The sequence below is a fragment of the Rhodococcus sp. PvR044 genome (assembly GCF_040548995.1).
In the GTDB taxonomy this organism is placed as follows: domain Bacteria; phylum Actinomycetota; class Actinomycetes; order Mycobacteriales; family Mycobacteriaceae; genus Rhodococcus_G; species Rhodococcus_G oryzae.
Window position 1 is genome coordinate 51,603 of the sequence record NZ_JBEPSX010000013.1, and the last position, 14,833, is coordinate 66,435.

14 protein-coding genes are annotated in these 14,833 nt (G+C 69.9%); 10 read left to right on the forward strand and 4 right to left on the reverse strand.

All coding sequences use genetic code 11. The features are described 5' to 3' along the window. Positions 1-30: 30 nt before the first annotated feature. A complete protein-coding gene (locus ABIC28_RS23745) occupies positions 31-1,272 on the reverse strand; it encodes a PucR family transcriptional regulator (protein WP_354581158.1) in 1,242 nt (413 codons plus the stop codon). A 248-nt stretch (positions 1,273-1,520) separates the two neighbouring features. On the opposite strand from ABIC28_RS23745, the gene ABIC28_RS23750 reads away from it, so the two are divergent. Both ABIC28_RS23750 and ABIC28_RS23755 read left to right on the forward strand, forming a co-directional pair. Then, positions 1,521-2,366 carry an alpha/beta fold hydrolase gene (locus tag ABIC28_RS23750; RefSeq protein WP_374102886.1) on the forward strand — a complete coding sequence of 282 codons (846 nt, stop codon included), beginning with the start codon at positions 1,521-1,523 and terminating at the stop codon, positions 2,364-2,366. Next, a complete protein-coding gene (locus tag ABIC28_RS23755) occupies positions 2,363-2,944 on the forward strand; it encodes a DUF4203 domain-containing protein (protein WP_097211476.1) in 582 nt (193 codons plus the stop codon). The genes ABIC28_RS23750 and ABIC28_RS23755 overlap by 4 nt, the downstream gene beginning before the upstream one ends. Here ABIC28_RS23755 and ABIC28_RS23760 read toward each other — a convergent pair. Continuing rightward, a complete protein-coding gene (locus tag ABIC28_RS23760; RefSeq protein ID WP_354581161.1) occupies positions 2,917-4,251 on the reverse strand; it encodes an MFS transporter in 1,335 nt (444 codons plus the stop codon). The two genes, ABIC28_RS23755 and ABIC28_RS23760, sit on opposite strands and share 28 nt — an antisense overlap. Positions 4,252-4,261: 10 nt before the next feature. Beyond that, a complete protein-coding gene (locus ABIC28_RS23765) occupies positions 4,262-5,470 on the reverse strand; it encodes an amidohydrolase family protein (RefSeq protein WP_354581163.1) in 1,209 nt (402 codons plus the stop codon). Positions 5,471-5,532: 62 nt separating this feature from the next. Between ABIC28_RS23765 and ABIC28_RS23770 the strand changes: the two genes are divergently transcribed. From ABIC28_RS23770 to cmrA, 4 genes are all read left to right on the forward strand, one after another. Beyond that, a complete protein-coding gene (locus ABIC28_RS23770) occupies positions 5,533-6,906 on the forward strand; it encodes a glutamine synthetase family protein (protein ID WP_354581165.1) in 1,374 nt (457 codons plus the stop codon). Positions 6,907-6,996: 90 nt separating this feature from the next. Next, the gene (locus ABIC28_RS23775; RefSeq protein ID WP_077042177.1) at positions 6,997-7,524 is read left to right on the forward strand and encodes a PadR family transcriptional regulator; all 528 of its coding nucleotides are present in this window, start codon (positions 6,997-6,999) and stop codon (positions 7,522-7,524) included. Positions 7,525-7,710: 186 nt separating this feature from the next. Next, complete coding sequence (locus ABIC28_RS23780; RefSeq protein ID WP_354581168.1) at positions 7,711-9,741, forward strand: oxidoreductase; 2,031 nt, start codon at positions 7,711-7,713, stop codon at positions 9,739-9,741. 17 nt (positions 9,742-9,758) lie between these two features. Next, on the forward strand, positions 9,759-10,562 hold the full coding sequence (gene cmrA / locus ABIC28_RS23785; RefSeq protein WP_097211480.1) for a mycolate reductase: 804 nt from the start codon (positions 9,759-9,761) through the stop codon (positions 10,560-10,562). Positions 10,563-10,825: 263 nt separating this feature from the next. On the opposite strand, the gene ABIC28_RS23790 is transcribed toward cmrA, so the two are convergent. Further along, positions 10,826-11,053, reverse strand: a complete 228-nt coding sequence (locus tag ABIC28_RS23790) for an RGCVC family protein (RefSeq protein WP_245220986.1) — start codon at positions 11,051-11,053, stop codon at positions 10,826-10,828. Positions 11,054-11,115: 62 nt separating this feature from the next. Here ABIC28_RS23790 and ABIC28_RS23795 point away from each other — a divergent pair, with 62 nt between their 5' ends. The 4 genes from ABIC28_RS23795 to ABIC28_RS23810 are packed head-to-tail and all read left to right on the forward strand — an operon-like array spanning position 11,116 to position 14,716. Continuing rightward, positions 11,116-12,294, forward strand: coding sequence for an ankyrin repeat domain-containing protein (locus tag ABIC28_RS23795; RefSeq protein ID WP_354581171.1), 1,179 nt, complete (start codon positions 11,116-11,118; stop codon positions 12,292-12,294). Next, on the forward strand, positions 12,284-12,853 hold the full coding sequence (locus ABIC28_RS23800; protein ID WP_354581173.1) for a DUF4274 domain-containing protein: 570 nt from the start codon (positions 12,284-12,286) through the stop codon (positions 12,851-12,853). Before ABIC28_RS23795 ends, ABIC28_RS23800 begins: the two co-directional genes overlap by 11 nt. Continuing rightward, complete coding sequence (locus ABIC28_RS23805; protein WP_097211483.1) at positions 12,850-13,860, forward strand: hypothetical protein; 1,011 nt, start codon at positions 12,850-12,852, stop codon at positions 13,858-13,860. The genes ABIC28_RS23800 and ABIC28_RS23805 overlap by 4 nt, the downstream gene beginning before the upstream one ends. Further along, the gene (locus tag ABIC28_RS23810; protein ID WP_354581175.1) at positions 13,853-14,716 is read left to right on the forward strand and encodes a hypothetical protein; all 864 of its coding nucleotides are present in this window, start codon (positions 13,853-13,855) and stop codon (positions 14,714-14,716) included. The genes ABIC28_RS23805 and ABIC28_RS23810 overlap by 8 nt, the downstream gene beginning before the upstream one ends. Positions 14,717-14,833 lie beyond the last annotated feature (117 nt).

A 14,833-nucleotide genomic window follows, 5' to 3' on the forward strand; every position in this document is an offset into this window, starting at 1 on the left:
ATGCCCGAGACGGTCCGCGGGGCCCTCCGCTCAGGCGAGCGCCCTGCGGGCCGCCAGCGCCGCCCCCACGTGCGGGAGGTCGGCGGGGTCCGCCGGGTTCAGCCCCGTCAGCTCCGCGACGCGCCGCATGCGGTAGTCGACGGTATTGGCGTGTACCTGGAGCGCGGACGCCGTCGCGCGGCGGTTCAGTCCGCTCGCCACATAGGCCTCGAGAGTCTGCATCAGCTCCGGCCTCGCGACCAGTGGCTCGAGCAGGCCTGCCAGTTCGGGGTGTGCGGGGCTAGGCCTGCTCAGCTGATACTCGAGCAGCACGTCGCGCAGCCGGTACAGCCCCGGTGGGCGGCCCGATCGCGAGATGAGCGCGATGATCTCGGCCGTCTGCTCCACCGCCGCGGGCACCTCGGCGGGCGCAGCAACCAGCGCCGCCGCCCGGATCTCGGTGCCCACCACCGCCTGCGCGCGATCGACCATCCGTTTCAGCACGTCCCATTCCGGAGGGTTCCCCGGACACGGGATCAGGGCCGTCCCCCCACTGCTGTCGATGACGGTGAGCGCGGGCTCCCCGGTGATCCGGTCCAACTCGGCCTGCAGCCTGCGCAGTTTTCGCCTGCCCGCGACCGTCCCGCTGACGCCGTCGCCGCGCTCGTCGACGTGCTCCCCGATCGACAGACTCATCGCGAGATAGTGCGGGGCGAGTCGGAGCCCGGTTCGCTGCGCGATGGCATCCAGCGGCTCCCCGGCGACCAGCGCGGCCATCAGTGAGCGGCGGCCGGAGTTCTCCTGACTGTCCATGATCTGACGCTCCTCGAGGTACGACGAACTCACCTCGAGGGTCAACTGGCGCAGGAAATCGAGCACCATCACCATGATCGTCTGCACGTCGCCGATGTCGCCGGGTTCCGCGTCGGCGAAGAGTTCCTCGGCCGCCATCCCGATGCCGACGTGGTACGCGTGCAGCACGGCATCGAGTGGGACGCCCTCCTCCGCGCGTCTGGCCGAGGAGTTCCGCTGTTCGACGTACTCTGCCTTGCGCCCGGGCCGACGCTCACGGACGAGCGTCGCGAACAGTTCCATGTTGTGGTGCACGATGTCCGCGATCTCGCCCTGCACCACCTCCTGCGGCAGCTCCTTGTAGATCGGCAGGTCGTCGACGAGGCGCTCGATCACCGCGGCGGTCAGGTCGGTCGCTGCGGCGTCCAGCCAGTTCGCCACCGACCGTCCGGCGATTCGCAGGGGCTCGTCATCGCGGACCCCACCATTGGCAATCGTCACAGTTCACTCCCGAAAACCCCTCAAGTACCACGCCGGGTCACCTGGTACCAAGAGATACTTAGCATGCTTCCGGAACCGGACGAACCGGATCGGCCGATGCGCTCACCTCATCGTCACAAACCCCGGGCACACGGCCGAAGTGGGCACGATCGGGGCCGCCCACGAATGTCGCCCTTTTCGAGGCCCGAGCGGTAATCTCAGCCCATACCGGGTATGCAACGACGAGCGTTGAGGGACAAATGGATTCCGTGGACGATCGTACTCACACCGCAGTGACCGCCGGCGGACTCACCTTCGACGTCGAGGACTCCGGTCCCGCCGACGGCCCCCCGATCGTGCTGCTGCACGGCTTCCCGGAGACCTCGGCCTGCTGGCGCCCGCTGACCCCGCTGCTGACCGCGGCCGGACACCGGGTGATCGCGCCGTCGCAGCGCGGCTACTCCCCCGGCGCCCGACCGGTCGGTGTCGAGCACTATTCGATCGAACTGCTCGGCGCCGATGTGGTGGCCCTGATGGACGCCACCGGCATCGCGTCGGCACACGTGGTCGGGCACGACTGGGGTGCGGTGGTCGCCTGGTGGCTCGCCGCACACCACCCCGAACGCGTCGAGAGCCTGACCGCGGTGTCCGTTCCGCACCCGTCGGCGTTCGGCTGGGCGCTGCGCGAGGACGCGGACCAGCAGAAGCGGTCGCGCTACATCAGCGTCTTCCGGGATGGCCAGGTGGCGGAGAAGTTGCTGCTCGACGACGACGCCAAGCGCCTGCGCGCGGCGTACGGCGACCTCGATCCCGATCAGGTCGCCGAGCACGTGCGGGCCCTCACCGAGCCGGGCGCGCTGACGGCCGCGCTGTCCTGGTACCGCGCCATGCGCGCCGACTTCGGCGGCATTCCCCCGGTCCGGGTACCCACCACCTACGTCTGGGGCTCCGCCGACGAGGCGCTCGGCCGCGCCGGCGCGGAGCGCTGCGGCGAATTCGTCGACGCCCCTTACCGTTTCGTCGAGCTCGACGGCGTCAGCCACTGGATACCGGAACAAGCACCCGACGCGCTGGCCGAAGCGGTCCTCGCGCGAATCGAAGGGAACGAAAAATGAGCGGGATCGCGGTACTCCTGGTCGGTGTCGTCCTCTGCTTCTGGGGCATCGGCTCGCTGCACGTCGCCGTGCTCGCCGCCGGCTTCGGGCTCGGCTGGCTGATCGCGGACCTGTTCAACGCCTCGCTGACGACGCTGATCCTGTTCGCGCTCATCGGCGCCGTCGCCTCGTGGGTGGTCACCACGCTGATCTTCAAGTTCTCCGCCTACTTCATCGGCGGCCTGACCGGCGCGATGGCGGGCGCGAAGCTCGCGGACGTCCTGCAGCCAGGGGACAACAACTGGGCGCTCAGCGGGATCGTGATCCTCGCGGTCGCGGTGGCGTCCGCGTTCCTCGCCGACAAGTACCGGGCCAGGGCGCTGCTGTGGCTCACCTCGATCGGCGGCGCGAGCATGATCCTGGCCGGTCTGGGACGAACCAGCGACACCCTCTCCTTCCTGCACGAACCGGAGGCCGGTTGGGAGCAGGTCACCTCGACCCTGCTCTGGATCGCGCTCGCCGCGGCCGGCTGGATCGTGCAGCGACGACTGTTCGCCGACAAGCTCAAGGTTCAGACCGACGAGGGTTCGCGGCGGTAGTCGCGCTCGGGCGCCCGCACCGGCAGCACCGCCGCCAGCCCGAGCGCCAGCACCACGAGCAGGCCGACGATGCCGGCCCGATCGCTGGCGAAGAGCCACGCGAACACCCCGAACAGGGTCGGCGCCAGGAACGAGACCGCCCGGCCCGTGGTCGCGTACAGGCCGAACATCTGCCCCTCCCGCCCGGTCGGGGTGATCCGCACGAGGAAGGTCCGCGACGCCGACTGCGCGGGGCCGACGAACACGCACAGCAGCAGCCCGAACACCCAGAACGCCACCGGACCCGAGACCACCAGCAGGATCCCGCCGGCCACCAGCATCGCGACGAGCGAGGCGACGATGACCGTCTTCGGCCCGAGGGTGTCGTCGAACCGCCCGGCCGCCAGCGCCGCGACCCCGGAGACCACGTTCGCGGCCACGCCGAAGAGAAGCACGTCGGAGGACGCGATGCCGTAGACATTGACCGCGAGGACCGCCCCGAAGGTGAACACCCCGGCCAGGCCGTCACGGAAGAGCGCGCTGGCAAACAGGAACCCGACGGTGCGGCGATCCGCCGTCCACAGCTCCTTGAGGTCTTGCCACAGCACACCGTAGGACGCGAAGAACCCCGCCTGGGCCGCTCCTGGATCAGCCTCCGTGCGGGGCAGCTCCGGTACCGCGACCAATACGGGAATCGCGAACGCCGCGAACCACAGTGCCGCCACCAGAGCCACCATCCGGATGTTGAATCCCCCGTCGGTGCTCAGGCCCAGCAGTCCGCGGGTGTCGCCGTCGCCGACGATGAACCCGAAGTAGCAGACCAGCAGCAATACGATGCCGCCGAAATAGCCCATCGCCCAGCCGAACCCGGACACCCTGCCCACATTCGCCGGGGTGGACACCTGGCGCAGCATCGCACTGTAGGGCACCTCGGCGAGCGTGAACAGGACCGACCCGATGCCGAGCAGGGCCAGCCCGGCCCACAGGTACTGGTACCGGTCCTCGATCAGGAACATCGCCGCCATCACGACCACCACCGCCGCCGTGAGGAACGCGAGCGAGCGTCGCCGGTGCCCGGTCGCGTCCGAGCGCTGCCCGGTGACCGGCGCCAGGACCGCGATCAGCAGGCCGGAGGCGCCGAGCGACCAGCCGAGCCACGTGCTCGCCGAGATCGAGCCCGGCAGGTCGTCGCCGACCGCGTCGGTGAGGTAGACGGAGAAGACGAACGTCACGATCACGGCGTTGAACGCGGCCGAGCCCCAGTCCCACAGCCCCCACGCGAAGACCTGCTTGCGGGTGACGCCGGTACCGATCGCCTCGGGGCCCATGACCGCGAGCCTAGGCGAGCGAACCGCGTCCGGCTCCCCCGTCGTCGAGACCGTATGCGCGGCGGGCGTTCTCCGCGGCGATCAGGTACGCGATCCGCTCGGCGTCCCGCTCGGACCAGGCATCGCCATCGACTCCCGCCGCCAGGAAGTCCGACAGCGCGCGGCGGAACAGCATGGCGCTGACGTGGAACAGCTCCGGCAGCCCGTAGCCGTCGGAGGAGAACAGCACCGAACCGAAGGGCGCGAGTTCGAGCAGTTCGGCCACCACCTGGCCGGCCCGGCTCCCGACGTTCTGCACCGCGAGGCCGACGTCGACGAAAACATGGTCGAACACCTGCGCCAGGCAGCCCGCGTTCCGATGAAAGGGGTAGGTGTGCAGCAGCATGATCGGTACCCCGCGACCGGCCGTTGCCCGCAGCAGCGGCGCCAGCAGCAGCGGATCGCAGCGGCCGAGATCCGCATCGGCGTCGCCGAATCCGGTGTGGAACTGGATCGGCCGGCCGAGATCGACGGCGGTCCAGATCAGGAACCTGATCAGGGTCTCGTCGGCCATCCGGATCGGCGCGCCCCGCTCGATCCCGGCAGCCCACCGTGCGGCCGCGGCGGCCACCTGGTTCGTGGGCGGACGCTCCGGGGCCAGATCCAGACCGACCCGATACGCGGCGATCGACTTGAAGCCGATCGCGGTCGCCGCCGCGGCCGCCAGACGGTCCCGGCAGGCCTCGACGAAATCGCCAGCGCCATGGACGGCGATCACCCGTTCCGCGACCGATTCGAGCCGGGCGATCTCCCGCGCCGAGGCCCCGGCACAGGCGGCCAGCTCGTCCGGCGAGGTCAGTCCGTCGGGCCGAAAGCCGGTGTCCACGAAGAACTCGGAGATCCCGGCGCCCCGCAACAGCCGCCGGGCCACCTCGTCGGGGCCGAGCTCGGCGCGGCGCGCGAGGTAGTCGTCGGCGGGCGCGTGCGCCGGCAGGTCGAGCACGGGCCCGCACAGGCGCCGGACCGCGAGCCCGACCTGGGTGTCGAACAGCGTCCCGTGCCAGCGACCGGGCGCATCGGCCTCACAGAGCAGCGATTCGAACCCGGCCCGGTCGAGTGGGCCCCGCACGATCCCGTGGCAGTGGTGGTCGACGAGCGCGATCTGTCCGACGAGCTCCTCCAGGCGCCGTTCGCCCGGTCTCGATGGCCGCGCCGACGTATCGTCTGAGGATCGTGCCATGACCGCCATTCTGCCGCTGAAGGGCAATCGCCGCTGATCAGGGACCGCGCGAAGGAGCCGCAATGGACCGGGACGAGCGTGAGCGGCGGGCCGCGGAGGCCGGCCCGGTGGCGGCGCGGCTGGCCGATCAGGGCGTGGTCGGGGTGGCGCTCACGTGGGTCGACAACAGCGGGATCACCCGGACGAAGGCGGTCCCGGTCGATCGGCTGGCGAACGCCGCGGCCTGGGGCGTCGGCGCGTCGCCGGTGTTCGACGCGTTCGCGACCGACGATTCGATCATCGCGGGCCGCTGCGCGGGTGGGCCCGTTGGCGACCTGCGGCTGCTGCCGGACCTGAACCGGACCGTCGCACTCGCCGCGCAGCCCGGCTGGGCGTGGGCGCCCGCCGACCGCTACACGCAGGACGGTACTCCGCACCCGCAGGATGCCAGGGACGTCACCCGTCGCGCGGTCACGGCACTGGCCGACGCCGGCCTGACCGCGAAGTCCGCGATCGAGGTGGAATGGACCCTCGGGCTCGACCAGGACGACTTCGTGCCCGCCACCCGTGGGCCCGCCTACGGGTTCACCCGTCTCGTCGAACACTCGGACTACCTGGCCGACCTGCTCACCGCGCTGCGCGAACAGGGCGTCGCGGTGGAGCAGATCCACCCCGAGTACGCGGCCGGGCAGTACGAGCTGTCCGTGGCCGCCGAGGATCCGCTCGGCGCCGCCGACACCTTCGTGCTGGTACGCGAGACGATCCGGGCGCTGAGCGCCGACCGGGGCCTGCGCGCCTCCTTCTCCCCGAAGGTGGTCGCCGACGGCGTCGGGAACGGCGGCCACGTGCACCTGTCCATCTGGCGCGGCGGGGTGAACCTGCACGACGGCGGCGACGGGCCCTGCGGCATGACGGACGCCGCGGAGTCCTTCGCGGCGGGCATCCTGCACCGGCTGCCCGCCCTGCTCGCCGTCGGCGCACCCTCGGTCGCGAGCTACCTGCGGCTCGTTCCCGGCCACTGGGCGGCCCCGTTCCAGGCGTGCGGCCACGAGAACCGCGAGACCGCGCTGCGCCTGATCACGGGCGGCCGCGGCGAGGAGAGCCGCGCGGCCAACCTGGAGGTCAAGGTCCTCGACCAGTCGGCCAACCCGTACCTGTGCATCGCCGCGCTGATCTTCGCCGGCCTGGCCGGGCTCGCCGAGCGCTCACACCTGCCCGGGCTGGTGGACGTCGACCCGGCCGGGCTGAGCGAGGACGAGCGGGCCCGGCTCGGAATCCGCGCGCTACCGGGCACGCTCACCGAGGCCACCGACGCGTTCGAGGCCGACGCCGTGCTGGGGGCGGCGCTCGGGCCGGAGCTCGCGGCCACCGTCGCCGACCTCCGACGCGCCGAGGTGGCACGCTTCGCCGACTCGAGCCCCCGGGAGATCGTGGCCGCGCTCCGCTGGGTCTTCTGACCGTCTCGGGCCGGCGTTCGCCGGCAGGAATCAACTGCGTGGATATGAACTCAGTTGCATAGTCTCCTCGTTGCATAGATACTCGATCCCGTGGCACTCGAACATGCGCTGTTGGTCTCGCTCTCCGAACATTCCGGGTCGGGATACGAGCTCGCGCGTCGATTCGACAAGTCCATCGGCTACTTCTGGAACGCCAGCCACCAGCAGATCTACCGCGTGCTCAAGCGGATGGACGAGGCCGGCTGGGTGGACGGCGAGACCGTCGGCCAGGACGGCCGCCCGGACAAGAGGGTCTACCGCGTCAGCGACGCCGGCCGCGCCGAGCTGCGGCGGTGGATCGCGGAACCGACCGAGGCCGGGAACCTGCGCAACGAGCTGGCGGTGAAGATCCGCGCCGCATCCTTCGGCGACCTCGACGACGTGCGCGCCGAGGTCGGCAGGCACCGCGACGACCACGCCCGGCGGCTCGAGGTCTACCGACTGATCGAGAAGCGCGACTTCCCCGCACCCGACCGGCTGTCCGGCACCGACCTGCACCAGTACCTGGTCCTGCGTGGCGGCATCCGCGTCGAGGAGGGCTTCACCGCCTGGTGCCAGGAGGTGCTCGATGCGCTGTGACCCCTGGTCGCTCCGCGGGCTCTGCTCCTGTGACCCCTGGTCGCTCCGCGGGCTCCGCTCCCGCGCCCCCTGGTCGCTCCGCGGGCTCCGCTCCCGCGCCCCCTGGTCGCTCCGCGGGCTCCGCTCCCGCGCCCCTGACCCCGACCCCACCACTCCAGCCCGAGTCCGACCCGAAAGGCCGCCCACGTGAGCAACCCGTACCCGAACCTGTTGTCCCCGTTGGACCTGGGCTTCACCACGCTCCGCAATCGCGTGGTGATGGGCTCGATGCACACCGGGCTCGAGGACCGGACTCGCGACATCCCGAAGCTCGCCGCGTATTTCGCCGAGCGGGCCCGCGGCGGCGTCGGCCTCATCATCACCGGCGGCTACGCACCGAACCGCACCGGCTGGCTGCTGCCCCTCGGGGCCAAACTCACCACCCGCAAGGCCGCGAAGCTGCACCGCGAGGTCACCGACGCCGTGCACGCCGAGGGCGGCAAGATCGCCCTGCAGATCCTGCACGCGGGCCGGTACTCCTACCAGCCGCTGAGCGTGTCGGCCTCCTCGATCAAGGCCCCCATCAACCCCTTCCGGCCCCGGGCGCTGACCGGCCGCGGCGTCGAGAGCACCATCGACGACTACGTGCGCTGCGCGGAGCTCGCCCAGTCCGCCGGCTACGACGGCGTCGAGATCATGGGCGGCGAGGGGTACTTCATCAACCAGTTCCTCGCGGCCCGCACCAACAAGCGCACGGACAAGTGGGGCGGCAGCGCCGAGAACCGGCGTCGCTTGGCGGTCGAGATCGTGCGGCGCACCCGCGCGGCGGTGGGGCCGAACTTCATCATCGTCTTCCGGCTGTCCATGGCCGATCTCGTGGAGAAGGGCCAGACCTGGGACGAGATCTCAGCCCTGGCAAACGAACTCGAGGATGCCGGCACCACGATCATCAACACCGACATCGGCTGGCACGAATCTCGGGTGCCCACCATCGTCACCTCCGTGCCGCGGGCCGCATTCGTCGAGTTCACCGCCAAGGTCGCCGCGGCCGTGTCGATCCCGGTCTGCGCGTCGAACCGGATCAACATGCCGGAGGTAGCCGAGGAGATCCTCACCCGCGGCGACGCCGAGCTGATCTCGATGGCCCGGCCGATGCTCGCCGATCCCGACTGGGTCCGCAAAGCCGAGACCGATCGCAGCGACGAGATCAACACCTGCATCGCGTGTAACCAGGCCTGTCTCGATCACGCATTCGTCCGCAAGAACGTGTCCTGCCTGCTCAACCCCCGCGCAGGCCGCGAGACCGAGCTGGTGCTTGCACCGACGAGGCGGGCGAAGAGCGTGGCCGTCGTCGGCGCCGGACCCGCGGGCCTGGCCGCGGCCGTCGGACTCGCCCAGCGCGGCCACACCGTCGAACTCTTCGAGGCCGGCGCCGAGATCGGCGGCCAGTTCGGCATCGCCCGGCGGATCCCCGGCAAGGAGGAGTTCGCCGAGACGATCCGCTACTACACCCGGCAGCTGGAACTGAACGGCGTGAAGGTGCACCTGGGCACCAGGGTCGATGCAGGCCGCCTCGCGGAGGGCGGGTACGACGAGGTGGTCCTCGCCACCGGCGTCACCCCGCGGATTCCGAGCATCCCCGGCATCGACCACGCCAGCGTGCTCTCGTACGCCGAGCTGGTCCGTGACGGCAGGCCGGTGGGCGACCGCGTCGCGGTGATCGGGGCGGGCGGCATCGGCGTCGATGTCTCCGAGTACCTCACCCACGCCAGCTCCCCCACCCTCGACCTGGACGAGTGGAAGCGGGAGTGGGGCGTCACCGAGTCCGACGCCGCACCAGGCTCGCTCACCGCGCCCACGACCGAGCCGTCGCCGCGGGAGGTGTACCTGCTCCAGCGCAAGCCCGGCCAGATCGGCGCACGACTCGGCAAGACCTCCGGCTGGGTGCACCGGGCCGCCATGAAGAAGAAGGGCGTGCACCAGCTCTCGGGTGTGAACTACGAGCGGATCGACGACGAGGGGCTGCACATCACCTTCGGCGAGAAGCGCGAACGGGCGCAGGTCCTCGCCGTCGACAACGTGGTGATCTGCGCGGGTCAGGAATCGGTGCGTGAGCTCGAAGGCGACCTGGCCTCGGCCGGGGTGACCACGCACGTGATCGGCGGGGCGGACGTCGCGGCCGAACTGGACGCCAAGCGGGCCATCGAGCAGGGCACCCGCCTCGCGGCGGCGATCTGACCCGCTAGCCTGAGCCCGTGAGCCTGCCTACCCCCACCCCTGATTCCCGCGCGGTCGTGACCGGCGCCTCCTCCGGCATCGGCGAGGCGCTGGCCACCGACCTGGCCGCGCGCGGATACTCGCTGATCCTGGTGGCCCGTCGCGGCGACCTGCTCGACGCGCTGGCGGCGAAGCTGACCGCGGCGCACGGCGTCGAGGTCGAGGTCCGCGCGGTCGACCTGTCCGATCGGGACCAGCGCGGGGGCCTCGTCGACGAGCTAGCCGAACGCCCGATCAGCATCCTGTGCAACAACGCCGGGATCGCCACGTTCGGCCCGGTGTCCGAGCTGGACCCCGCCTACGAGCGGGCCCAGGTCGAGCTCAATGCCGTTGCCGTGCACGACCTCACGCTTGCCGTGCTGCCCGGAATGCTCGCGCGGGACTCCGGCGGCATCCTGATGGTCGGATCGGCGGCGGGCAACATGCCGATCCCGAACAACGCCACCTACGCGGCCACCAAGGCGTTCGTGAACACCTTCTCCGAGTCGCTGCGCGGTGAGCTCACCGGCACCGGCGTGCACGTCACCCTGCTCGCACCGGGCCCGGTGCGTACGGAGATCCCGGACCCGGCGGAGGCCTCGATCGTCGACAAGCTGGTCCCCGATTTCTTCTGGATCTCCAGCGAGTACACCGCCAAGTTGTCGCTGGACTCCCTCGCGAAGAACAAGATGCGCGTGGTGCCGGGCATCCTGAGCAAGGGCATGTCGGTGGCGGGCCAGTACAGCCCGCGCGCGGTGGTCGCGCCGATCGTCGGCACTTTCTACAAGAAGCTGGGCGGCTAGGGGCCTGCGGCCAGGAGCTTGTGGAAACACAGCGCTTTCACAAGATAGCTAGGCTAAGTTCTTGGCTACGCCGGACAATCGGCGATGAGGAAAGTCGGAGGACACCGTGGAATTTGTTGGCTCTGTCGCCGGTATTGCGCAAATGGTCATCGGCACCATCCTCGCCAACACCGGATCGGGCGGTTCCGGGTCCGGCTGGTGAACGCACGACCGGATTCGGCTCGCTGCCCGCGAGCCGAATCCGGTCGAAGGCGATTTCTCGTTCAGTACCGCGTGTAATGCTGCCCGATCACCTGTTCACCGGCACAGATGCACTTCCGCTCGAGGTGACGGTCCGTGGTCGCGGCGCAGAACCGGATACCGAGCGCGTCGTGGGACTCCAGGCTGTGTGGGCACGCCGGGCAGGAGGGCGACGATTCCAGCGCCTGAGCAGGGTCGGGAGACGCAGAATCTGCTTGAGAATTCGACACATCGGTCGGGTTCGACGCCATGGCGGCGCTCCAGTTCTCGGCCCTTCGCCTGCGGACCGGTTGAGCGCCGAGGACGACATGGCTTGACCGCGCATATACGAATTGCCCTCGACATCCACGACGCTACTCTTCCCCGCCTGCCGCTCGGGTTCCGCCCGATGATCAACTACCCGGGCAGATGGACCCGATACAAGGAGGCCCTCGTGGCGAAGCGCAGGACCCTGCCGAAGGATTTCGACGAGAAGCTGAAGACCGAATCGCTTGACGATCTGAAGGCGGTGTTCGACAAGTCGATGCTCGATGCTCGCGGCGGATCCAGCAAGCAGACCGCCATCGGATTCGTCGAGTGCCCGGACGAGCTGATCATCTGGCTGGTCGAGCAGGGACTCGATGTCGACGCCGCGGACCTCTATGAGGACACCCCACTCTGGACGAGAGCATCGAGGGGTCGCGCGGAGCAGATCCCGCTCCTGCTGTCGCTCGGGGCGGACATCCAACGACCGAGCCGGTATGGCGAGTCGCCCCTGCACGCCGCCGCGGGAGGCCAACGCCCCGACGCGACGCGGGTGCTGCTCGAACACGGCGCCGATGCCCGCGCTCTGAACGGCGCGGGCGAGACCCCGATGCTGCATGGTCTTCGTCGGACGCGGAACTTCGTCATCCCTGGCATGGCCCGGGTCGCGAAGCTGCTCCTCGACGCCGGCGATCCCGTCACCGAGGAGATGCGGGCCGCGGCGACCCGGATCGGCACCGAGTTCGAGTTCCACCGGGACAGCTTCAACCCCGACTTCCTCGACGAGACCGACGCCGGCCTCACGGAGCTCTACCGGTTGTTCGGCGTCACGCCCGTTGCCGGGCGTCGGCGGCACGACGGCGTCTCGCCGATCGCGGTTCCCGCGGGCGCGTGGCAGGACCAGCATCAGGCGCTCTGGGAGTTGCTGGTGCCGTCGAACGGCCCTGCGACGACCGTGCAGGGCGAGGTGGTCCGCCTCACCGGACGGATCGCGCGGGAGATCCTCGACGACGGCAGCCCGAACTGGGGCCGCGACTTCAGGCACATGCTCGCCGCGCTGCCCGAGCACTACGCGAGCGGCACCCCGCTCCCGGCCGGCGAACTGCAGGAGGCCCAAAGCCTCTCGCGGGCCTTGAAATCCGGCGACGGGGATGACGCGCAGGTGTATCGCCTGAGCGAACTCGCGGTCGCGTGGGTCGCATCGAATCCGACACCGGTCCCGCTGGGGAAGGTGAACTATGGGCGTTGACTTCGACGAGCTGGAGCTGCGCCTGATGCGCGAGTTCCTGGAGAGTGCGTCCGCGACCGAGTGGTTGGTGACGGCACTCGCGATGAACTACGACGGCAAGTCCGACCTGATCGCATGGATGGCCGCGCATCCGAAGCTCGATCGTGCCACCGCGGCGGCCTTGTACTGGTACTCCCAGCCGGGTTACTACCAGAGGTTCCGCAGCGAGGCCGATGTGCCGTCGGTCAATCGCGCGGGATGGGCGAATGTGCATGTGCTGCAGGACCGTGTCGTCTCCGGCACGGTGGCGGGCGCCGGTGCGTCGTTCGACCCGGCGAACGACCTCTCGATTCCGACCGGGAACCCGAGGCATCCCGGCCAGGACTGGACGGCGGAAGCGCTGGGCGCACACGACGATCCGGGATGGTTGATCCCGGATGTGATGTTCGAGTCCGTCACCGGAGACGCCGTCGACATCCGCGGATACGTGGAGTCCAACGGATGGGACGAGGGTATGCCGCCCACTGTGCTCGAAGAACTTGAAGCTGCATGGCAGGCCGAAGGTGAGGACGACGAATGATGACCTGCTATGCGGAAGTCGAGAACGCCGTTCGTGAGTGTGCAACCCACGCTACGGCCCAGGCGCAGGCCGAGTTCGGGCTCGCGGTCACGCGGGAACTCCTCACAGCGGATGGCGTGGCTGCGGCGGCGGCCGCCGAGCTGACGGAGGCCGGGGCACGCGCCGTCAGCGCGGCGGCCGACGGAGCGGGTACGGCCTCTGCCGAGCAGCTTCGGGTATGGATCGGGGAGATCGACGAGGGCGATCTGTCGGATGGCGACATGGATCCGGATCTCCTGCGCGCGATCACCGCGCTGGAGGCGTGGGCCGCTTATCTGGAGGAACGATCGCCGGAGCGGATCGCCGCACTGGGCATCGCGCTGCTCGAGCAGGCGGACTTCGAGGCGAGTGGGGCGCCGTTGGATGACTTCCTGGCGCCGCCCGAGACTCGGCAGGCGTACGAGCGGATTCGTGCGGCGCTCACCGAGCCGGCGATGCACGGAAGCGAGCCACGGGCCGTGTGGGAGAACAGCATCACGATCGATGCTGTGGACAAGGCGGCTGTCCGGCGGGCCTTCGTCGCTGCGGCGGTGTCGCGTCGCCTGCGGATCGCAGGCGCGATCGCGCTCCCGATCGCGCTGGTCGTCGGCATCGTGTCGGCGGTGTCGGGTCGCCCGGTCGGAGCGTTCGCATTCGGGGTGATCGCAGCCCTCATGCTGCTGCTTGTCGTCTTCGGGGTCATCCTTCGTCGCGTTGCCACGAAGGCAATCGAAGACGGCATGGGTGTCGGATCGCGACTCACGGTGCGGATCGACGCGGACGGGCTGGGGTTGGACGGCGGGTTCGGATCATCGCGCGCCCCGTGGAATTCGCTCTCCAGCGCGGTGCGCATCAAGGGCACCATCGTGTTTCGGAACATGGCGGGGAAGGCGGCGTTCTTCGTGCCGGGTCGCGCGCTCGACGACACCGCACTTGCACTGGCCGAGAAGTACATCAAGCGGGATCGGACAAGGACCGGAGATGAGTGACGAGGGCGGCCGCGATCAGGCGTGGCGGGACGAGCTGATCCGCCTGGGCGGCAGCATCCATCAGGACGAGGCGGAGCCGCTCAGCGATGACGAGGACGCCGTCCAGCAGGCAGGCATCGACCGGTACCTCGCGATGCTCGACGCCCTCGACGGGCGGGCGATCGATCCGGAAACCATCGAGGCGATCCTGTGGTCGTTGCACCCGCTCGACGACTACGGCATCTACGAGGCCGCCTACGGCGTTCTCTCGCAAGCCGATCCGACAACGGCTGGTGCCGCCACCGCCCGGGTGCTGCCGAACTGGCTGGAGTCGCGCGGGGATCACCACAGCATCCGCACCGGCTCGATGTTCGTCACGGGTGCCGAGGACGCGAGCGGCGCGTTCCTCACGGCGACCGATACCTGGGGCGATGCGCAGCGAGCGCTCGTGCGCCGAACGGTCGGCCGCTGGGTCCGTGACGACGAACAGTGGGAACCGATCCACGAGGCACTCGGCGGCACGAACAGGAAGCCGGTGCTCGATCCGATCCCGGACGACTGGCCCGAGGACTGGAGATCCGCGGCCGAGGCGTTCCGCGAGAGCGGTCGGGTCGATCGCGCCTGGACGAACGAGAAGGACTTCCCGAGCAACTTCGACCGCGTGTTCGCGATCGTGGAGCTCGGCCACGGCGCGCGCTGGCGGGAGGTGCCCGACTTCCTCAACGCGCTGCTCATGCGTCGGAGGAACGAACTCCCGAAGTTCATCGGTGCGCTCGCCGCGCTCGCTGACGATCGCCGCGAACGGATCGTCATGGCCGTCGATGCCGCGCGCCCGGACACCGCCGAGTACCTGCGCGGGCTCTTGGAGGAGCGATGAGGGCCGTTGATGCCCTCGACGACCTCGCGGTTGGCGCGGAACGGGCCACCATCTAGGAGACACCCTCTAGGGTGCGATCGATGCCCCCTAGGGTGCCTATCGTCTGGCCCGGCCAGG